17 protein-coding genes are annotated in these 19,457 nt (G+C 71.2%); 4 read left to right on the plus strand and 13 right to left on the minus strand.

The window, feature by feature from the left end:
- Positions 1 to 114 precede the first annotated feature (114 nt).
- Together OG933_RS28340 and OG933_RS28345 are read left to right on the plus strand one after the other, a co-directional pair.
- Positions 115 to 759 (plus strand): DsbA family protein, encoded by a 645-nt coding sequence (locus OG933_RS28340; protein WP_362525247.1) that lies wholly within the window; start codon positions 115 to 117, stop codon positions 757 to 759.
- A 47-nt stretch (positions 760 to 806) separates the two neighbouring features.
- A complete protein-coding gene (locus tag OG933_RS28345; RefSeq protein ID WP_362525244.1) occupies positions 807 to 1,580 on the plus strand; it encodes an SAM-dependent methyltransferase in 774 nt (257 codons plus the stop codon).
- 1 nt (position 1,581) lies between these two features.
- Here OG933_RS28345 and OG933_RS28350 read toward each other — a convergent pair whose 3' ends face one another.
- From OG933_RS28350 to OG933_RS28405, 12 genes are all read right to left on the minus strand, one after another.
- The gene (locus OG933_RS28350) at positions 1,582 to 2,223 is read right to left on the minus strand and encodes a response regulator transcription factor (protein ID WP_362525241.1); all 642 of its coding nucleotides are present in this window, start codon (positions 2,221 to 2,223) and stop codon (positions 1,582 to 1,584) included.
- Positions 2,220 to 3,419: a sensor histidine kinase gene (locus tag OG933_RS28355; RefSeq protein ID WP_405629447.1), complete on the minus strand. Its 1,200-nt coding sequence runs from the start codon at positions 3,417 to 3,419 to the stop codon at positions 2,220 to 2,222. The genes OG933_RS28350 and OG933_RS28355 overlap by 4 nt, the downstream gene beginning before the upstream one ends.
- A gap of 5 nt (positions 3,420 to 3,424) precedes the next feature.
- Entirely contained in the window at positions 3,425 to 5,686 is a 2,262-nt protein-coding gene (locus OG933_RS28360; RefSeq protein WP_405629450.1) for an MMPL family transporter, read from the minus strand.
- 120 nt (positions 5,687 to 5,806) lie between these two features.
- The gene (locus tag OG933_RS28365) at positions 5,807 to 6,049 is read right to left on the minus strand and encodes a hypothetical protein (RefSeq protein WP_054240006.1); all 243 of its coding nucleotides are present in this window, start codon (positions 6,047 to 6,049) and stop codon (positions 5,807 to 5,809) included.
- A 174-nt stretch (positions 6,050 to 6,223) separates the two neighbouring features.
- Positions 6,224 to 6,865, minus strand: a complete 642-nt coding sequence (locus OG933_RS28370; protein WP_405629451.1) for a superoxide dismutase — start codon at positions 6,863 to 6,865, stop codon at positions 6,224 to 6,226.
- Between the two features lie 230 nt (positions 6,866 to 7,095).
- On the minus strand, positions 7,096 to 8,508 hold the full coding sequence (locus tag OG933_RS28375; RefSeq protein ID WP_405629453.1) for an amino acid permease: 1,413 nt from the start codon (positions 8,506 to 8,508) through the stop codon (positions 7,096 to 7,098).
- 113 nt (positions 8,509 to 8,621) lie between these two features.
- Entirely contained in the window at positions 8,622 to 9,515 is an 894-nt protein-coding gene (locus OG933_RS28380) for a TauD/TfdA dioxygenase family protein (RefSeq protein WP_405629454.1), read from the minus strand.
- A 23-nt stretch (positions 9,516 to 9,538) separates the two neighbouring features.
- On the minus strand, positions 9,539 to 10,897 hold the full coding sequence (locus tag OG933_RS28385) for an LLM class flavin-dependent oxidoreductase (protein WP_405629456.1): 1,359 nt from the start codon (positions 10,895 to 10,897) through the stop codon (positions 9,539 to 9,541).
- Positions 10,894 to 11,631, minus strand: coding sequence for an ABC transporter ATP-binding protein (locus tag OG933_RS28390; RefSeq protein ID WP_405629458.1), 738 nt, complete (start codon positions 11,629 to 11,631; stop codon positions 10,894 to 10,896). Before OG933_RS28390 ends, OG933_RS28385 begins: the two co-directional genes overlap by 4 nt.
- Positions 11,607 to 12,500: an ABC transporter permease gene (locus OG933_RS28395; RefSeq protein WP_405629461.1), complete on the minus strand. Its 894-nt coding sequence runs from the start codon at positions 12,498 to 12,500 to the stop codon at positions 11,607 to 11,609. Before OG933_RS28395 ends, OG933_RS28390 begins: the two co-directional genes overlap by 25 nt.
- A 5-nt stretch (positions 12,501 to 12,505) precedes the next feature.
- Positions 12,506 to 13,573 carry an ABC transporter substrate-binding protein gene (locus tag OG933_RS28400; protein WP_362264431.1) on the minus strand — a complete coding sequence of 356 codons (1,068 nt, stop codon included), beginning with the start codon at positions 13,571 to 13,573 and terminating at the stop codon, positions 12,506 to 12,508.
- A 296-nt stretch (positions 13,574 to 13,869) separates the two neighbouring features.
- Positions 13,870 to 15,099 (minus strand): ROK family protein, encoded by a 1,230-nt coding sequence (locus tag OG933_RS28405; RefSeq protein WP_362525221.1) that lies wholly within the window; start codon positions 15,097 to 15,099, stop codon positions 13,870 to 13,872.
- A gap of 466 nt (positions 15,100 to 15,565) precedes the next feature.
- Here OG933_RS28405 and OG933_RS28410 point away from each other — a divergent pair, with 466 nt between their 5' ends.
- Entirely contained in the window at positions 15,566 to 16,144 is a 579-nt protein-coding gene (locus OG933_RS28410) for a biotin transporter BioY (protein ID WP_362525219.1), read from the plus strand.
- Between the two features lie 87 nt (positions 16,145 to 16,231).
- Here the strand turns inward: OG933_RS28410 and OG933_RS28415 are convergent, their stop codons facing one another.
- Positions 16,232 to 16,954 carry an LPXTG cell wall anchor domain-containing protein gene (locus tag OG933_RS28415; protein WP_362536638.1) on the minus strand — a complete coding sequence of 241 codons (723 nt, stop codon included), beginning with the start codon at positions 16,952 to 16,954 and terminating at the stop codon, positions 16,232 to 16,234.
- 301 nt (positions 16,955 to 17,255) lie between these two features.
- Here OG933_RS28415 and OG933_RS28420 point away from each other — a divergent pair, with 301 nt between their 5' ends.
- The gene (locus OG933_RS28420) at positions 17,256 to 19,424 is read left to right on the plus strand and encodes a serine/threonine-protein kinase (RefSeq protein ID WP_405629467.1); all 2,169 of its coding nucleotides are present in this window, start codon (positions 17,256 to 17,258) and stop codon (positions 19,422 to 19,424) included.
- The last annotated feature ends 33 nt before the right edge of the window (positions 19,425 to 19,457 follow it).

The raw sequence follows: 19,457 nt of genomic DNA on the forward strand, positions 1-19,457 counted from the left end.
GACAGGAGTGATCCTGCCACGCGCCCCTGACGCGGGGCAGCAGGGAATGTGCGGCACGGAGGCCGGTGTTCACGGGGGAAAGGCTTATCTCATGAGGATTGCTCAAGGAGAGACATGTCGGAGAAGACCCCCGTCGACTTCTGGTTCGACCCGCTCTGCCCGTGGGCCTGGATGACCTCCCGGTGGGTGCTGGAAGTGGAGAAGGTCCGTGACATCGAGGTCCGCTGGCACGTGATGAGCCTCGCCGTCCTCAACGAGAACAAGCTCGACGAGCTGCCCGAGGAGTACCGCGAGATGCTCGCGGTCAAGGCCTGGCAGCCGGTGCGCGTGGTCACCGCCGCCTGGCAGCTGCACGGCGCCGACGTCCTCGGCCCCCTCTACACCGCGCTCGGCACCCGCATCCACAACAACGGCGAGGGCCCGACCGTGGAGGCCATCGCCGGCGCGCTCAAGGACGTCGGTCTGCCCGCGTCCCTGATCGAGTACGCCGAGCAGTCGGCCTTCGAGTTCGACGCCCAGCTGCGCGCCTCCCACAAGGAGGGCATCGAGAAGGTCGGCCAGGACGTCGGCACCCCCGTCATCGCCGTCCCCGGCCCCGACGGTGAGCAGATCGCCTTCTTCGGTCCCGTGGTCACCCCCGCGCCGAAGGGCGAGGAAGCCGCCCGCCTCTGGGACGGCACCCTCGCCGTCGCCTCGGTCCCCGGCTTCTACGAGATCAAGCGCTCCCGCACCAAGGGCCCGGACTTCAGCAACCTGTGACGGCAGTGGTGCCCCGCGAGCATCACTCGCGGGGCACCATGGACCCCATGACGGAGATCGACACCTCGGTACCGCACTCGGCCCGTATCTGGAACTACTGGCTGGGCGGCAAGGACAACTACCCGGTGGACGAGGAGGCCGGCGACGCCTACACCGCCGTCTTCCCCGGCATCGTCACCATCGCCCGCAGCAGCCGCGCCTTCCTCGGCCGCGGCATCCGTTACCTGGTCGAGGAGGCGGGCATCCGCCAGTTCCTCGACGTCGGCACCGGGCTGCCCACCGTCGACAACACCCACGAGGTCGCCCAGCGCCTCGCGCCCGAGTCGCGGATCGTCTACGTCGACAACGACCCCCTGGTCCTCGCCCACGCCCGCGCGCTGCTCACCTCCACCCCCGAGGGCGTCACCGCCTACGAGGACCTGAACCTCTACGAGCCCGCGCGCATCCTGGAGGCTGCGGGCCGCACACTCGACCTGACCCGCCCCACCGCCCTGATCCTCAGCGGCATCCTCGGCCACGTCGAGAACTACGACCGCGCCCGCGACCTCGTCGGAGCCCTGCTGTCCGGCCTGCCGTCCGGCAGCCACCTCTGCGTCAACGACGGCTCCCGCGGCACCGATCCCGCCTACGAGCAGGCCCAGGACGCCTACAACGAGACCGGGGCCGTCCCGTACTTCCTGCGCCCGGTCGAGCAGATCGAGGGCTACTTCGAGGGGCTCGACATGGTGCCACCGGGCGTGGTGTCCGTCCCGATGTGGCGCCCGGACGGAACGCCCCCGCTGCCGATCGGCCAGCACGGCGGCGTGGGCCGCAAGCCCTGAGTCACGGCGGGCGCAGCAGCCCCCGCTCCATGGCCACCACCACCGCCCGGGTCCGGTCGTTGACGTCGAGCTTGGCGAACAGGCGCAGCAGATGGGTCTTGACGGTGGCCTCCGAGATCACGAGACGCCGGCCGATCTCGGCGTTGGTCAGCCCGTCGGCGACCGCGCCGAGGACGTCCGTCTCCCGGGCGGTCAGCGCCTCCTGGACCGGGCGCCGCAGCCGGGCCACCAGCTTCTGAGCCACCCGGGGCGCGAGCACCGTCTCCCCGCGCGCCGCCGCCCGGATCGCGTCGACGAGCTGCTCGCGCGTGGTGTCCTTCAGCAGATAGCCGATGGCGCCGGCCTCCACCCCGCGCTCGATGTCCGCGTCCGTGTCGTACGTCGTCAGGATCAGTACCCGGGTGCGCGGATGGCGGGCGACGATCTCGGTCGTCGTGGTGACCCCGTCGAGCACCGGCATCCGCAGATCGACCAGAGCCACGTCGGGGTCGTGCCGCTCGACGAGGTCGAGGGCGGCACGGCCGTCGCCCGCCTCGCCGACGATCTCGATGCCCTCCTCACCGGCCAGCAGGGCCACCACCCCGGCCCGCATCACGGTGTGGTCGTCGACCACGACGACCCGCAGCGCCGTCACCTCGCTCATGCCGCTCCCTCCGTGCCCCGGGCCAGCGGGATCGACGCCAGGATGCGTGTCCCGTCCCCGACCGAGCTGGTCACCGTCAGCCGTCCGCCCAGTTCCGCCACCCGCTTGCGCATCCCGTCCAGTCCGAAGCCCCTCGACTCCTCCACCACGAACCCGGCGCCGTCGTCGGTGATCTCCAGCTCCACCCCGTAGGGCCGCCGGGCCAGCACCACCCCGACCGTGGAGGCCCGGGCGTGCTTGCGCACATTGGCCAGGGACTCCTGGGTGCAGCGCAGCAGCGCGATCCGGGTCCGCTGGTCGCAGTCGAGGTCCGCCAGCGCGGCGTCCACGGTGAGCCCGGTGTCCTCGACGAAACGGTCCAGGACCCGCCGCAGCGCCGGCGCCGCGGAGCCCGCCACCGCGGCGCCCGCCTGCCCGCCCGGGCCCACCAACTCCCGTGCCTCCGCAAGGTTCTCGCGGGCCGTCGACTCGATCGACCGCAACTGCTGGGCGCTGCGCCCCGGATCGGCCGCCATCCCGGCCCGGGCCGCCTCCGCCAGCACCACGATCGACGCGAAGCCCTGCGCGAGGGTGTCGTGGATCTCGCGCGCCAGCCGCTCCCGTTCGTCCGCCGCGCCCTGCCGCTGGTGCGCCGCGGAGAGCTGCGCCTGCGTCCGCTCCAACTCCTCGATGAGCCGCGCCCGTTCGGTGCTCTGCGCGACCACCGAGTGTGCCCACAGCCCGATCAGCACCCCCACCGCGACGACGATGAGGGTGGACACGGCCGTCTCGCCGAGGAACTCCGCCGACCAGCCCTGCAGGAGCCAGCTGCCCAGCAGCGTCGAGGCGGTGGCGAGCCCCAGGAACCCCATCGAGATCCTCGGGGTCCGCCCGAACATCCAGTAGTGCGGCAGCGTCACCATGAACAGCGCCGCGTAGCTGGTCCGCAGATACGCCAGCCCGCCGAGCGCGAGCACCAGCACCGTGAGATAGCCGTGCGGCCGTACCACGGGGTTGTCCGGGAAGCGGTCGAGGATCGCGTAGCACAGCACCACGCTGCCCAGCAGCGCGAGCGCCTCGTACATGCCCCCGCCGGGCCGGCCCAGGGCGGCGATCCCGACGGCCATCGCCGCGAACAGCACCCAGCACACCGCGTTCCAGCGGCGCAGGGAGGTGGCCCAGAAGGCGTCGGCGGAGGGCCCGGCGAGAGCGGTCATACCGATCAACGTACGTCGACCACCGGGCGCCCGGGGGGCACTTGGGCCCGCGGCTCCGCCGTCCCCCGGTCCGGTCGCGCCGGCCACCAGCTCCGCTCGCCCAGCAGCAGCATCGCCGACGGCAGGATCAGGATGCGTACGACGAAGGCGTCCAGCAGGACGGCCGCCGCGAGCACGAACCCGATCTGCTTCATCTCGATGATGTGCAGGAAGACGAAGCTCACGAACACCGTCGTCATCACGACCGCCGCGCTGGTCACCACGCTCGCCGACCGGCGGATCCCGTCGAGCACCGCCTGCCGGGTCGGGGTGCCCGCGAGCACGGCCTCCCGGATCCGGCTGACGACGAACACCTGGTAGTCCATGGAGAGTCCGAAGAGGATCACGAACAGGAACAGCGGGACCCGCGACCCGATCGACCCGGTGGAGCGGAAGTCCAGCAGCCCCTCGGCCCAGGTGTGCTGGAAGACGAGGACCAGCAGCCCGAGCGCGGCCGCCGCCGACAGCAGGTTCAGCGCCACGCCGATCAGCCCGAGGACGACGGAGCGGAACGCGTACAGCGTCATCAGGAAGGTCACCAGCAGCAACGCCCCGAGGACGAGCGGCAGTTTGCCGTTCTGGTGCGCCGGATAGTCGGTGTACCGGGCCACGTCCCCGCTGACGCCGTACTCGGCGCCGGCGATCCGGCCGACGGTGGCGGGCAGGTAGTCGTGGCGCAGGTGGTCGAGCGAGTCGTAGGCCTGGTCGGAGTCGCCGAGGTACGGCACGCGCAGTTCGAGGGTGCTGACACGGTGGTCCGCGGAGGTGCGGAGCCGGGGCGTGCCGGTGAACAGGGGGTCGGCGTCCGCGAGCCGGGTCAGTGCGTCCAGGGCCTCGGCGACCTCGGCGGCCCGTGCCGCGTCGGCGCGCACGACCACCTGGTGGGTGACCCGGTGTTGCGGGAACGCCTCGTTGAGCCGGTCGTACACCCGCATGGCGGGGATCTCCCGGGAGTGGGTGTCCCGGCTCATCTCCGTGATGTGCAGGCCCGCCAGCGGGACGACGAGTGCGAGCAGGGCGAGGACGGAGACACCGAGGGTGGCGAGGGGGTGCCGGGCGGCGGGGCGCAGCAGCGCGGCCCAGACCCGGCCGCCGCTCTCACCCTTCTCGCCCCTCTCACGGCTCCCGCCCCTCTCACCGCTTCCGCCGCTTCCGCCGCTTCCGCCGCGGAGGCGGCGGACGGGCCTGCCTCGCTCCGCCCGGCGGGCGGCCCTGCGCTCCGCCCGCTTCCCCAGGACCGTCAGCAGCGCGGGGAGCGCCGTCAGGGAGCTGGCCATCGCGACCAGGACGACCACCACGGTGCCGGTGGCGAGCGAGGAGAAGACGACGTCCGAGGCCAGGTACAGCGTGGCGGTGGAGGCGACGACCGCGAACCCGGAGACCATCACGGCCCGGCCCGAGGTGGCGGCCGCCAGCTCGACCAGGGCCTGCGAGCTCAGCCGCCCCCCGGAGCGGGCCCGCTCCTCGCGCTCCCGCTTCAGATGGAAGAGCGTGTAGTCGACGCCGACGGCGAGGCCGATCATCAGGATGACGTTCGTGCCGACCCCGGTGTCCGGGGAGACGTGCGAGGCCACCATCGACAGCCCGACGGCCGCCGCGATCGACGACAGTGCGAGCAGCAGCGGTACGGCGGCCATGGTGAGCGAGCCGAACACGACCAGCAGGGTCAGCAACGTGACCGGCAGGGTGATCTTCTCGGAGAGCGCGAGGTCGTCACCGCGCTGTTCGTCGACGCCCTTGCTGATGGAGGGGCTGCCGGTCTCCTGGAACAGCAGCTCCGGGTGGGCCCGCTGGACGGCCGTGGTCTGCGCGGTGAGCGCGTCGACCTTGTCCTTGGCGTCCCGCTCCTCGCCCCGCAGCGCCACCTCGACCATGAGGATCCGGCCGTCGGCGGAGCGGACCGGCGCGGCCACCTCGGCGACCTCGGGCAGCCGCTCCATCCGGGTGGTGAGGTCCCGGACGGCGGCGCGGGCCGCCTCGGTGCCGAGGGTGCCCGACCGCGCGGAGATCAGCACCTGCTCGGCGGATCTGCGTTCCAGGTGCCCCTCGGCCGCCATGGCCTCGGCCCGGCCGGCCTCGCCGACCCGGTAGTCGGCCGTCCTCGCGCTGTTCATCCCGACGGCGCTGCCGGCCGCCAGGCAGAGCGCCACGAAGACCAGCCAGCCGACGATCGCCCGCCAGGGGTGCCGCGCGCTGGAACGCGCCATGCGCACAGTGAGTGAGTTCATGCCCAAAAGCCTGTCCGGCCAGGGCAGTTGGCGGACAGAGGTGCCCGGTTGAACTTCCTGTCCACCGATCGGTGGACCCGGGGGCTGGGGAGATCCCCCGACGGGGCCGGGGGATCTCCCCTAGGTGGCCGGCTGCGGAGACGTCCGGAACTCCTCCGGAAGGTCGAAGCCGGACCTCCAGTTGAAGTAGGACTGCACCCGCACACAGCCCTCGCGGGTGCAGCGCCGGTACTTGTCGAGATCCGCCCGGTGCGCCAGCACCTGTGTCTGCGTCAGGGCGAAGGCCCGCTCGGCGCCGCGCAGGTGCCGGAAGTGCTGTTCGGTGTCCCCGCAGTTGGGGCAACGCCTCTTCGGAAGACCCATGCGGGCCACTGTCGCCCGGAACACCGCCCTTGGGGAAGCCCCCGCCCGGGCGTACGGGAACGCCGTACACGGGAGCGGCCCCGCGAGTCATGTCCTCGCGGGGCCGTTCCTTCACTCCGCCTGCCGCCGTGAAGGGTGAGAAGACGATCACGAGACAGGACGCTTCACGCTGCCTCAGGGGGCGAGCAGCAGTACGTCCGCGCGGGACTTCGCGGCCTCGTATCGCCGGGCCACGTCCTGCCAGTTCACGACGGCCCACATGGCCTCGATGAAGTCGACCTTCTGGTTCTTGTACTGGAGGTAGAAGGCGTGCTCCCAGGCGTCGAAGACGAGGACCGGCACGGAACCCTGGCCGATGTTGCCCTGGTGGTCGTAGACCTGCTCGACGATCAGCCGGCCGCTGAGCGGCTCGTAGGCGAGGACTCCCCAGCCGGAACCCTGCGTCGTCGCGGACGCCTTGGTCAGCTGGGCCTTGAAGCCGGCGAACGAGCCGAAGGACTCGGTGATCGCGTCCGCGAGGTCGCCGACGCCGTCCGCCGCGAGGGGCTCGCCGCCGCCGTCGCCGGTCATGTTGGCCCAGTAGATGCTGTGCAGGATGTGGCCGGAGAGGTGAAAGGCCAGGTTCTTCTCCAGGCCGTTCAATGCCGCCCACTGCTCCTTGTCCCGGGCCTCCGCCAGCTGCTCCAGCGTGTCGTTGGCGCCCTTCACATAGGCCGCGTGGTGCTTGTCGTGGTGCAGCTCGATGATCTCCGGGCTGATCACGGGGGCGAGCGCGGAGTAGTCGTAGGGCAGTTCGGGCAGCGTGTAGACGGGCATGGCGGGGTCCCCTCAAACCTCTTATTGCAAGTCACTTGCAAGTGCAGGCTAGCAACAAGAAGGGGGTTCAGGGCAAGAGCATCCGGCGTGGCGGCAACGAAAAGGCCCCCATGCGTCTTTCGCGTGGGGGCCGATGGGGCACCGGAGCCGAGGGAACGGGCCGAGGGCCGAGGGGAGAGGTGGGAGGTGGGAGGCGGGAGGCGGCGAGGAGAGGGAACGGGGCGGGCAGGTCAGTCCGTGGCCCGCCCGTGCTCCCGCTGCTGCTGCTGCGGCCGCCGCTGACGCTGCCACGCGTACCCGACGGCCGCCAGGAACGCCGTCATCCCGCCCGACCAGTACAGCTGCACCCGGGTGCCCGGCTCCCGCGCCATCAGGACGAAGATCGCCGCCATCCCGGCCAGCGCGACCCAGGTGAGCACCGGGAAGGCCCACATCCGGACGGCCAACCGCTCGGGCGCCTCCCGCTCCAGACGGCCGCGCAGCCGCAGCTGGGAGCAGGCGATGAAGATCCAGACGACCAGGATCACCGCGCCGATCATGTTCAGCAGCCAGGGGAACACGTCGTCCGGACGCCAGTAGCTGAGCAGCACGCAGCCGAAGCCGAACACGCAGGAGACGAGCACCGCGACCCGGGGCGCGCCGCCCGACACCCGGCCCAGCGCCTTCGGGCCGTGGCCCCGCTCCACCAGCGAGTACGCGATGCGCGAGGAGCCGTAGACGTTGGCGTTCATGGCGCTGAGCAGCGCGGCCAGCACCACCACGTTCATGACCTGGCCGGCCCCCGGGATGCCGAGGCGGTCGAGGGCGGCGACGTAGGGGCCCTGCTCGACGACCGCCTTCGCGTCCCAGGGGACGAGCGTGACGATGACCGCCATGGAGCCGACGTAGAACAGCGCGATGCGCCACATCGCCGTACGGACCGCGCTCGCCACGCCCCGGACCGGGTCCTCCGACTCGGCGGCGGCGATGGTGACCGTCTCCAGGCCGCCGTACGCGAAGACGGAAGCGAGCAGGCCGACGACCAGGCCCTCGCTGCCGTGCGGGAAGAGCTCGCCCAGATGGGAGGTCCCCGGGGAGTCCGTGCCCGGCAGGACACCGGCGACGGCCAGCACGCCCAGCACCAGGAACAGGGTGATCGCGCCGACCTTCAGGGCCGCGAACCAGAACTCGAACTCGCCGAAGTTCTTCACGGCGGCCAGGTTGGTCCCGCAGAACACCAGCATGAACAGGGCGACCCAGGCCCACTCGGGGGTGCCCGGCAGCCAGCCGGTGACGATCTTCGCGGCGCCGATGCCCTCCAGGCCGACGGCCGTGCACAGCAGGACCCAGAAGGCCCACCCCACGGTGAAGCCCGCCCAGGGGCCGAAGGCCCGCTCGGCATGCGCGGAGAACGAGCCCGACGAGGGATACGCGGCCGACATCTCGCCCAGCATCCGCATCACCAGCATCACGAGCAGGCCGGAGAGGGCGTAGGCGAGGACGATCGACGGACCGGCGGCGGCGATACCCGCGCCCGAGCCGACGAAGAGACCGGCGCCGATGACGCCGCCGAGGGCGATCATCGACAGATGGCGCTGTTTGAGGCCGTGGGACAGGGTGACGTCCGGCTCCGGTGGAGTCCCGACGGTGGTGCTGCTGGGCATGGGCGCGGCTCGTCCAATGCGTGAGATGGGCAAAAACGCCCACAGTCTGGGCAGCCCCTCCACGTCGGCGGAGGGGCTGCCCAGCATCCGGACGGACCGGATACGCGGTGTGTCTAGGCCGCTACGGAGGTGTAGTGCGCCGCGTCGCCCTCGATCGAGTAGCTCTCCTTGCCGTCGATGCCGACCGGGATGTCACCCGCGACCGTCACCCGGTGCAGCCGGCGGGGCCGGCCGTCGTAGTTGTCGACCGCGTAGTGCTGGGTGATGCGGTTGTCGAACAGGACCAGCTGGTTCTCCGACCAGCGGTGGCGCAGGATGTTCTCCGGCCGGGTGACGTACGACTGGAGCAGGTCGAGGATCTTGCGGGACTCGCCCGGCGACAGCCCCACGATGCGCTGCGCGAACCCGCCGATGAACAGGCCGCGCTCCCCGGTCAGCGGGTGCACGCGGACCACCGGGTGGACCGTGCGGTACTTGATCGAGGTGAACTGGGCGCGCGCGGCGGCCTGCGCCTCGTCGACCGTCTCCTCCGGCACCGCGTAGTCGTAGTCGTTGGTGTGCTCCGCCCACAGGGTGTCGGCGAGCTGCCTGAGCGGTTCCGGCAGCTGACGGTAGGCCGCCGCCGAGCTGGTGATCAGCGTCTCGCCGCCGTACGGCGGGAGGACCAGGCTGCGCAGGGTGCTGGCCTGCGGCGGGTTGAGGACGAAGGTGACGTCCGTGTGCCAGTGGTTGGCGGCGCGGCCGCGCTCGCTGTCGACCGGCAGCACGTTCGGGGAGCCGTCGACGGCCGGCACGGTCGGGTGGGCGGTGGTGAGGTCGCCGAAGTGGCGGACGAAGGCCTGCTGGCCCGCGTCGTCCAGGTTCACGTCGTCGAAGACCAGGGCCTTGTGGACGTTGAGCGCCTCGCGCAGGGCGGTGGAGGTCTCCTCGTCGAGGGGTTTCGCGATGTCGACGCCGGACACCTGGGCGCCGATGTGCGCGGTGATCTTGCGGATCTCGATGCTCATGGGAGGTTCCTTTCGGACGAGGGTCAGACGAGGACGGGTGCGGGAGCGTTCACGTACTGGTTGGCGGGGCGCGGCAGGCCGTACCTCTCGCGCAGGGTCGTGCGCGGGCCGTACTCCGTGCGCAGCAGGCCGCGGGCGCGCAGGATCGGCACGACGTGGTCGACGAAGGCGTCCAGACCCGAGGGCAGCACCGCGGGCATGATGTTGAACCCGTCGGCGGCGCCCTGGGTGAACCAGCTCTCGATCGCGTCGGCGACCTGCTCGGGCGTGCCCGCGAAGGTGAGGTGCCCGCGCCCGCCACCGAGCCGCCCGATCAGCTGCCGCACGGTGAGGCGCTCGCGCCGGGCCAGCTCCACCACGAGGGTGTAGCGGCTCTTGGCGCCCTCGATCGCGCTCTCCGGCGGCAGGTCGGCGGGCAGCTCGGCGTCCAGCTCCAGGGCGCCCGGCTCCAGCTGGAGCAGCTGCTCCAGCCGCTGGACCCCGTGCGTGTGCACGATGTGGTCCTCCAGGACCTGCTCGTTGGCCCGGGCCTCGGCCTCCGTCGAGCCGATCACCGGGACGATCCCGGGCAGCACCTTGATGTGCTCGGGATCCCGGCCGGCCTGCCGGGTACGGGACTTCAGGTCGGCGTAGAAGGCCTGCGCGTCGGCGAGCGTCTGCTGCGCGGTGAACACCGCCTCCGCGTACCGGGCCGCGAACGCCTTGCCGTCCTCGCTCGACCCGGCCTGCACCAGCAGCGGGTAACCCTGCGGGGACCGCGGGACGTTGAGGGCGCCCTCGACACTGAAGTACGTCCCCCGGTGCCGGGGCGGATGGACCTTCGCGTCGTCGCCCCAGACGCCGGACGCCTTGTCGGCGACGACCGCGTCGTCCTCCCAGCTGTCCCAGAGCTTCAGGGCCACGTCGAGGAACTCGCCGGCCCGGGCGTAGCGCTCGGCGTGCGCGGGCTCGGCGTCCAGACCGAAGTTGCGGGCGGCCTCGGCGCCGGCGGTGGTGACGATGTTCCAGCCCGCCCGGCCGCCGCTGATGATGTCGAGCGAGGCGAACTTACGGGCCAGGTTGTAGGGGGAGTTGTAGGAGGTGGAGGCGGTGGCGATGAGGCCGATGTGCCGGGTGGCCGTCGCCAGCGCGGTCAGCAGCGTGAGCGGTTCCAGGGCGCCGGCCGGGCGCTGGGCGATGGTGCCCCAGAGCTGCGGGCCGTCGGCGAGGAACAGGGAGTCGAAGGTGCCGCGTTCGGCGATCCGGGCCAGGTGGACGTAGTGGTCCAGCTCCACGTGGGCGTACGGGTCGCTCTCCGGGAGCCGCCAGGACGCCTCGTGGTGGCCGGTGTTCATCAGGAACGCGTTGAGGTGGAGCTGTCGTCCGGGGTGAGCCGTGGTCACTTGTGGTCCTCCGTGACGCCCAGGGCGGCGAGCAGCCGTTCGCGGTACTCGCCGAGCAGCGGGTCCCGGTACGAGCGCGGGTGCGGGCGGTCGATGGTCAGGTCGAGGCCGATACGGCCGTGGTCGAGGACGAGAATCCGGTCGGCGAGCACGATCGCCTCGTCCACGTCGTGGGTGACGAGCAGCACGGAAGGCCGGTGGCGCTCCCACAGCTCGCGCAGCAGGGTGTGCATCTTGATCCGGGTGAGGGCGTCCAGTGCCCCGAACGGCTCGTCCGCGAGAAGGAGTTCGGGTTCGCGGACCAGCGAGCGGGCCAGTGCGGCCCGCTGTGCCTCACCTCCGGACAGCTCGTTGGGCCAGGCCCGCTCGCGGCCCTTCAGCCCCACCTCGGCGAGGGCCTCGCGGCCCTTCTGCTCCGCCTCCTTGCCGTCAAGACCCAGCAGTACGTTGTCCAGCACCCGCCGCCAGGGCAGCAGCCGGGAGTCCTGGAAGACCACCGACACCCGCTCCGGGGCGGTGAGCTGTCCGCTGCCGACGACCTCGTGGTCGAGGTGGGCGACCGCCCGCAGCAGGGTGCTCTTGCCGGACCCGCTGTGCCCGAGGAGGGCCACGAACTGGCCGGCGGGGATGTCCAGGTCGATGCCGTCGAGAACCGTGCGGGCCTCGAACGAGCGTGTCAGGCCGCGTAGTTGGACGGCGGCGGAGCGGGTCAGCTGCTCAGTGTGCGGCGCCACGACAGCACCCTCCGTTCGATGAGACGGACCGCGGTGTCGGAGAGGAGACCGAAGACGCCGTAGATGAGGAGGCCGACGAGGATGACGTCCGACTGGCCGTAGTTCTGGGCCTGGAACATCATGTAACCGAGGCCGCTCGTGGCGTTGATCTGCTCCAGGACCACCAGTCCCAGCCAGGAGCCGGTCACCCCGAGCCGGAGTCCCACGAAGAATCCGGGCAGGGCGCCGGGGATCACGATCTGCCGGATGAACTGGACCTTCGACAGGCCCTGCACCTCGGCGAGTTCGACGAACCGGTGGTCGATGCCGGACAGCGCGGCATGCGTGTTGAGGTAGATCGGGATGTAGACGACGATGGCGATGATCGCGATCTTGAAGGTCTCGCCGATGCCCAGCCAGAGGATGAACAGCGGGATCAGACCGAGGGTCGGGATCGCCCGGTTGAGCTGCACGGTCCCGTCGATCAGGGCCTCCCCGGACCGGGTCAGACCCGAGGCCAGCGCGAGCGTCACCCCGGCGGTCAGGCCGATCGCGAAGCCGTAGGCGGCGCGCTCCAGCGAGGTGAGGACGTCGGTGGTCAGCGTTCCGTCGGTCCACAGGTTCACGCCGGTCCGCAGCACCGTCCAGGGCGCGGGGATCGCCCCGGTGTCCAGCTGCCCGGCGGCCGAGGCGGCGGCCCACAAGGCGATGAGCAGCAGGGGCCCGACGAGCCGGGAGGCGGGCCACGGTTTGCCGGGGGCGAGTCCACGGCGTCGTCGTCGGCGGCGGACCCGAGGACCGTCGTCGGCGGTGACGGCGACGGCGGGGACCGTGGTCGCGGTCGCGGTCGTGTCGGTGGTGGTCGTGCTCGTGCTTGCGCTGGTGGTCATGGCGGTCAACTCCGGTACTCGGCTGCCACGGACTTGGCGGCGATGCCCTCGAAGCGGTGGTCGAACAGCGAGGAGACGTCGAACTTCTTCACGAAGCCGCCCTCCGCGAGGAGGTCCGCGGTCTCCTGCTCCCACTTGATGGCCTCGTCCCAACTCGGCGGGAACAGCGGCTTGTTGGCGAGCGCGGTGATCGACTGGGCCTGGTCGAGGGTCAGGTTCTGCGTCTTGACGTAGAACTCCTCGTTCCAGGCGTCCGGGTTCTCGTAGCTCCACACCAGGCCCTGCGCCCACTGCGGGATGTACGCGGCGACGGCGGCGGCCTTCGCCTTGTCGTTCAGCACGGACGCCGGCGCCCACAACAGGCTGAGCAGGTCGACGACGTCGGTGGTGATGATCCGGGCGCCCTTGGACTCGTACTGCTTGAGGTAGGCGGGCGACTGGGTGTTGCCGAGCGGGGCGATGTCCACCTGGCCCGACTGAAGGGCGGTGAGGAACTGGTTGCTGGTCAGCGGCACCAGCTTCACGTCGTCGTACTTCAGGCCGGCCTTCTTCAGCGCCCGCAGCAGGACGACGCCCTGCGCCTGCCCCTGCGAGAACGCCAGCTTCTTCCCGCGGAAGTCGTCGACGGTCTTGATGTCGCTGCCCGGCTTGGTGGCGAAGACGTAGTTCGGCTTGCGGGTGATGTTGATCGCGACGATTTTCGCGTCGAAGCCCTGGTAATGCGCCTGGATCGGCGGAATGCCCGCGTTGTTGGCGACGTCCAGGGACTTCGCGCGGAAGGCGTTGATGACGTCGGGACCGGCCCCGATGTTCAGCCAGTTCGACACCGTGAAGGGCAGTTCGGGCAGCTTCGCCAGCTTCAGCTGCAACTGCTGCGCGCCCTGGTAGGAGGCGATCTTCAGGCTCGTGCCGGCGGGCACCTTGTCGGCGAGCGGGGCCGTGGAGGCGCCCTCGCCACCGGTGGCGGCACTGCTCTCGGCGCAGCCGCTGAGCCCGGCGACACCGGCGGCGGCGCCCAGCAGGGAGGCGAGGAAGAGACGCCGGTCGACACCGGGCGTACGGGAAACAGGCACGGGAGAACCCCCAGGGGAAAACGGAGACAAGGCAGGCGGAAGCCGGCGGAGGAAAGCGGGTGTGGCAGAGGCCGCAAGGGCCTGCGGGAATCGTGAGGAATTCGCAAGAAGTCCGCAGGAGATCCACAGGAGATCCGCAGGGAATCTGCAACAAGACCGAAACGAAGCCTGCGACTAAAGGCAGGAGAAGGGCGCGCTCCCGGCGCGCCGGGGCGTCAGCAACAGAAGGTGCGACAGCTCATGAGAAAGATGTTCCTGTCCACGTGTGGGGCCTGTCAACATTCGGAGTTTCTGAATTAACTCGGCTCAGGTGGGACACCCGCGGGACGCGGCCGGGACGAGGCCAGCGGATCCCGGTAGAGCACGTCCAGGGCCACCGCCCCGCCCGCCACGGCCAGCACGGAGTCGGGAAAGCTGCTCGGCGAGACGGCGGCGGAGCGCCCCGCCCCGACCTCGTCCCGCAGCGCGGCGAGGCAGTCCTCCCGGAACAGCACACCCACCTCGGTGACGACGACCCGCTCCGGATTGAGCACGTCCAGCAGCAGCCCGGCGGCCCGGCCCACCATCCGCGCCCGCTCCCGCAACAGCCGTACGGCCACCGGGTTCCCGGCCTGCGCCGCGGCGACCACATGCATCGGGTTCACCCCGTCGATCACCCCGGCCTGCCGGGCCCGCCGGCACAACGTCCGCTCGCTCAGCTCCACTTGGAGGCAGCCGACCCGGCCGCATGCGCAGGGCTCCGTGCCGCCGGCCAACGGCAGATGCGCGATGGCGCCCGCCTGCGAACGCGGCCCGTGGTGCACCTCGTCGTTCGTGGCGAACGCCGCGTCGACCACGTTCCCGACGAACAGATGCAGCACGCTCAGGTTGCCGCGCGCCTGCCCGAACAGCCGCTCCGCGTTGACCAACGCGCGGGCGTGTCCGTCCACCTGGACCGGCAGCCCGGTGTGCGCGCCGACCGCCTCCCGCACCGGCACGTCCCGCCACCCCAGCAGCGGATGCTCGACGACGGTCCCCGAATCGCTGTCCACCCAGCCACCCACGGCGACCCCCACCCCGAGGGCCCGGCAGCCGGGGGCGTCCCCCAGCAGCGCGCCGAGCCCGTCGGCGGCCCGCGCCAGCACCCCGGACGGTTCGAGCCGCCCCCGATGCTTCAACTCCCGCCGTGCCACCACCCGGCCGCGCAGATCCAGCAGCGACACGGTCGTGTAGGGCACCGCCACATGCACCCCGCCCACCACGAACCGTGAGTCGTCCAGATCCACGGGAACGTGCGGCCGACCCACCCCGTTGCTGCGCCGGGGCACCGCCGCCTCCCGGAGCAGCCCGAGCCCGGTGAGCCGGGCACAGTGGTCGGTGACGGAAGCGGGGGACAGCCCGGTGAGCCGGGCGATGGTGGAGCGCGCGACCGGCCCGTGCTCCAGCACGGACCGCAGGATCACGCTGGCGCTGGTACGCCGCCGGTCGCTGTCGGCGACCCGGGTGACGGGAGAGGGCGGGGCGGGAGGAGCCGCGGTACGGGGCATGGGGAACTTCCTCGGAAGTCGGGAGCCGGTCCGACACTGCGCCGTCTGTGGAGCGCGGCGCGCCGGATGATCGGCTCCGCCCGCCTCACACCGGAGGGCGACAGGCGGCCGCGCCCACGCGTCGCAGGTCGACATGGCGACGCGACGAGAAGTTCAGGGCCTGGGCCTGGGCAACCATGGCTCGAAGCTAGCAAAGGGGCTCGGCCCTGCCCAGATGGCGACCGACGGGCGAGACGGCCCGCCGTTCGGTTGGCGAAAACCTACAGAGACCGCCCGGGGCACCCGCGTATCCCGGACCACTCCACCTCAGTGACCAGGGTCACCTCGTACCGCGTGTAACCCCCACCCTTTGTCAGGAGCCCACCAACCTCCGGTTCGACCGTTTGTCGACCGCGGACGGTGATCGCCCCGACCGCCCTGGGATAGCGTCGCCGTGTCCCGTCCGTCCCGATCTCGCGGAGTCCCCATGAGCACCGCCGCCGTCACCCCCGCTCGTCCCGGAATGGTCCTCGCCGACCTCCTCCCCGCTTCCCGTGTCCGGGACATCGCGCTCGTGCTCGGCGGTGCCGCGCTCACCGGCCTCGCGGCCCAGATCGCGGTCCCGGTCCCCGGCTCCCCGGTCCCGGTGACCGGCCAGACCTTCGCCGCGCTGCTCGTCGGCACCACCCTCGGCGTCCGCCGAGGCGTCTCCTCCCTCGCCGTCTACGCGGTGGCCGGTCTCGCCGGTGTGCCGTGGTTCGCGAACGGCAGCTCCGGCGTCTCCGTCTCCTTCGGCTACATCCTCGGGATGATCCTCGCGACCGCCGCCGTGGGCGCCCTGGCCCGCCGGGGCGCCGACCGCTCCGTGCTGCGCATGGCGGGCACGATGCTGCTGGGCGAGGCGATCATCTACCTCGTCGGCGTCCCGTACCTGGCCTACGCCGCCGACATGAGCGCCTCCGCCGCGATCGCGGCCGGCCTCACGCCGTTCCTGATCGGCGACGCCGTCAAGGCGGCCCTGGCGATGGGCCTGCTCCCGACGGCCTGGAAGCTCGTCAAGGAGTAACCGCCCCCAGGCGATGACGAAGGGGTTCGCCGGGCCGGGTCGCGTCACGCGACCCGGCCCGGCGAACCCCTTTCGCGTGGGGCCCGGTCAGCTCTCCCGCCGCTCCGGCCGCCGCTGGGACCACCACAGTCCGGCCGCGCCCGCCGCGAGCAGTGCGCCTCCGGCCGCGCCGAGCGGCAACACGTCCCGCCCGACACCGGTCTTGGGCAGTTCGTCGCCACCGGGACCCACCGGCGTGTTGTCGGTGCCGAGGAGCAGCGGAGTGGCGGGCGCGTTCGGCGACGGGTTCGTCGTACCGAACGGCACCGGGCCCTGCTGCCAGAACGTCTTCTTCCCGTCGGCGGTCTGGACGGGCAGACAGATCTTCCCGGTCTTGCTCAGGTCGAAGGTCGCGTCGACGGCGTACGACTTCGACGCCCCGGCCGCGAGATTGTCGATGGGGCAGGAGAAACCGCTGTTGGATCCCTCCGGGAGATCTTTCTCCGCGATGGCGTCACACCCCTGAACGCTTTTGACTGCAAGGCCGTCGAAACCGACGACCAAAAGCCTTATCTGTCCGCTGTCCTTGGTCCCCTCGTTCTTCACCGTGGCGGTGATCGCCGTTTTCCCGGAACTGTTGTCGACCGAGATCCGCTCCGGCAGTGTCGTCGTCGTCTTCACGCCCGCGGGCGCCTCGTCGACGGGCTTTCCCCCCTTGCCGCTCCCCGGCCCCTGATCGTCCGCCCCGGCGGGGAAGGAAAGGATCAACACCGCCGAGAAAGATGCCACGACCAGCGATCCGGCGACGGTCGTCGCACGACGAGAACTCATGTTCGCCCCCCTTGGCTGCGCCTGAATTCGCAGTACTGGAAGAGGTACCACAAGATTTCTCCACACTATGCTGATAGGGCCGTAAGTGTGACTATTGTGTTCCGGAGCCGGGCAATGGAGGGGGTGCAGCGGATTGCCGGTAAATGCGGGAAACGCAGAGAATCCGGGGAATGCAGGGAGCGCAGGTAATACGGGGAACGCGGGGGGTGCGGGGAGTGCAGGGAATACCGGGAGCGGTGGTTTCTCCGGGTTACTGGTGACGGGGCGCTACCGGCTGGTCGAGAGTATCGGCCAGGGGGGAATGGGGCGCGTGTGGCGAGCCACCGACGAGGTGCTCGACCGGCAGGTCGCGGTGAAGGAGATGCGCATCGACGGCCTCGACTCGGAGGACACCCGCACCCGCCGCGAACGCACCCTGCGCGAGGCCAGGGCCACCGCCCGCATCGACCATCCCAACGTGGTGCGCGTCTACGACGTCGTCGACGAGGGTGAACGCCTGTGGATCGTCATGGAGTTGGTGGCCGGCCGCTCCCTCGAACGGATCATGGCCGAGGAAGGCCCGCTGGGCCCACGTGAAACCGCCCGGATCGGCCTGGGCCTGGTCACGGCCCTGCGCCAGGTGCACGCGAGGGGAGTACTGCACCGCGACATCAAACCGGGCAACGTGCTGGTGGAAAGCGGAGGGAGCGGGGGGAGCGGGGGGAGCGGGGGGAGCGGAGAGAGCGGAGAGAGCCGGGGAGGCGTGGGCAACGGGGAGACCGGCGTCCGACGGATCGTCCTCACCGACTTCGGCATCGCCGCGATCCAGGACACGAAGGCGTTGACCATGGTCGGCATGCTGGTCGGCTCCCCGGACTACATGGCCCCCGAGCGCATCTCGGGCCACCCGCAGGGCCCGCCCTCCGACGTGTGGTCCCTGGGCGCGACCCTCTGCGCCGCCCTGGCCGGCCACTCGCCCTTCTCCCGGCACACCACCCTGGCGACTTTGCACGCGGTCCTCTACGAGGAGCCCCGACTCCCTTCCAACGCCGGCCCGTTGTACGACATCCTCACCGCTCTCCTGGCAAAGGAACCCACCGCCCGCCCCACCCTCACCGACCTGGAATCCACCCTTGCGCGCATAGCCTTCCCGCCGCTCGCACCGACGCCGGCGGAGGACGTGGAGGTGGAGGCGGAGGTGGTAGTGGAGGAGGAGGCGGAGGTGGTAGTGGAGGAGGAGGGAGTAGAGGAGGGAGCGGAGACCGGCGATGCCGACAGCGGGGAGGAGGGCGCGGGGATCGCGGGGATCGCGGGGGCTGACGGGATCGAGGAGGCCAGGGGGGCGTCAGGGGGTCGAGGGCCGGAACCGCGCTCGGACGTGGGGGAGTTGCCACTGCGGGAATCGCCGACTCGCGCACTCCTGAACCCCATCAAGGCGCCCTACTCGCCCCATCCGCCCCGCTCGCCCGACGAACCCCCTGTGGCCGCCGGTGCTTCCGCCGGTGCTTCCGCAGGTGCCTCCATCGGTGCCTCCGCCGAGGCCTCCAGCGAAGCGGCCTCGGAGATGCGCTCGGAGTCGGGCTCCGAACCTCCGTCCCCCAGCCCGCCGGGAACCCCGCCCTCGCGCTCCGGCATCTCGCTCGCCCGCTCCCAAGCGGTGACGGAACGCAACCCGGCCCCGCACGCGGCCTCGCACCAGGCCTCGCACTCGTCGCCGACCCGTCGAGCGGGCCTGCCACCCGGTGGTGAGCTGCCCGGTCCGGCTGTCCCGGCCACTTCCGCCGAACGCCGTACGAGGGGCTGGGCGAGGGGCTGGACGGGGCGCCGGACCGGCGTGGTCGCCACCGTCGGTGTCGTCGTCGTGGCCACGGTCCTCGCGATCGTGCTGGCATCGGCCCCCGGCTCGCACGACGGCGACGACCAGGCAGACGGCTCCTCGCCCAATCCGTCCGCGGTCGCCGGTTCGAGCTCCGGTACTGGCACCGGCACCGGTTCTGGATCCGATTCCGGCTCCGGTCCTACTCCCTCGGTGTCGCCCACGGTCGAGGGGACGTTCAGGCCCCCGAGCCTGCCCCCGGGCACGCACCAGGAGGCCGGAGGCTTCGCGTGGGCGACGCCCAAGGGCTGGCGGCGGGACGTGAAGACGGGAGCGGAGGTGCACTACACGTCACCCGACGGCAGCCAGGAGCTCGTCGCCAAGTCCTCCCTGGCACGGGGCGACCTGATGGACACCTGGCGGACCTCCGAACGGAACGCCCACCAGGGCCGGGACTACAGCAAGATCCGCCTTGAGGAGACGACGTTCCGAGGCCGGCCTGCGGTCGTCTGGGAGTACACCTTCACACTCCAGGGCACCCCCTGGCACGCCCGGCTCCTGGGCTTCAACGAGAGCGGGAAGTCGTACCAGATCAACACCTGGTACCAGCCCGCGGCCGAGGCGGCGGCCCTGAAGACGTACGAGAAGGTCAAGGACAGCTTCACCGTGATGTGACGTGACGAAGGCGATGACGACGAGAAGGGGCCC

The sequence above is a fragment of the Streptomyces sp. NBC_00016 genome (genome assembly GCF_045040885.1).
GTDB classification, from domain to species: domain Bacteria; phylum Actinomycetota; class Actinomycetes; order Streptomycetales; family Streptomycetaceae; genus Streptomyces; species Streptomyces coriariae.

What these genes read in the sequence shown, in the direction of transcription:
- OG933_RS28340 (WP_362525247.1), top strand. Translation starts at nt 115, where the DNA reads ATGTCGGAGAAGACCCCCGTCGACTTCTGGTTCGACCCGCTCTGCCCG.
- OG933_RS28345 (WP_362525244.1), top strand. Translation starts at nt 807, where the DNA reads ATGACGGAGATCGACACCTCGGTACCGCACTCGGCCCGTATCTGGAAC.
- OG933_RS28350 (WP_362525241.1), bottom strand. Translation starts at nt 2,223, where the DNA reads ATGAGCGAGGTGACGGCGCTGCGGGTCGTCGTGGTCGACGACCACACC.
- OG933_RS28355 (WP_405629447.1), bottom strand. Translation starts at nt 3,419, where the DNA reads ATGACCGCTCTCGCCGGGCCCTCCGCCGACGCCTTCTGGGCCACCTCC.
- OG933_RS28360 (WP_405629450.1), bottom strand. Translation starts at nt 5,686, where the DNA reads ATGAACTCACTCACTGTGCGCATGGCGCGTTCCAGCGCGCGGCACCCC.
- OG933_RS28365 (WP_054240006.1), bottom strand. Translation starts at nt 6,049, where the DNA reads ATGGGTCTTCCGAAGAGGCGTTGCCCCAACTGCGGGGACACCGAACAG.
- OG933_RS28370 (WP_405629451.1), bottom strand. Translation starts at nt 6,865, where the DNA reads ATGCCCGTCTACACGCTGCCCGAACTGCCCTACGACTACTCCGCGCTC.
- OG933_RS28375 (WP_405629453.1), bottom strand. Translation starts at nt 8,508, where the DNA reads ATGCCCAGCAGCACCACCGTCGGGACTCCACCGGAGCCGGACGTCACC.
- OG933_RS28380 (WP_405629454.1), bottom strand. Translation starts at nt 9,515, where the DNA reads ATGAGCATCGAGATCCGCAAGATCACCGCGCACATCGGCGCCCAGGTG.
- OG933_RS28395 (WP_405629461.1), bottom strand. Translation starts at nt 12,500, where the DNA reads ATGACCACCAGCGCAAGCACGAGCACGACCACCACCGACACGACCGCG.
- OG933_RS28405 (WP_362525221.1), bottom strand. Translation starts at nt 15,099, where the DNA reads ATGCCCCGTACCGCGGCTCCTCCCGCCCCGCCCTCTCCCGTCACCCGG.
- OG933_RS28410 (WP_362525219.1), top strand. Translation starts at nt 15,566, where the DNA reads ATGAGCACCGCCGCCGTCACCCCCGCTCGTCCCGGAATGGTCCTCGCC.
- OG933_RS28415 (WP_362536638.1), bottom strand. Translation starts at nt 16,954, where the DNA reads ATGAGTTCTCGTCGTGCGACGACCGTCGCCGGATCGCTGGTCGTGGCA.
- OG933_RS28420 (WP_405629467.1), top strand. Translation starts at nt 17,256, where the DNA reads ATGGGGCGCGTGTGGCGAGCCACCGACGAGGTGCTCGACCGGCAGGTC.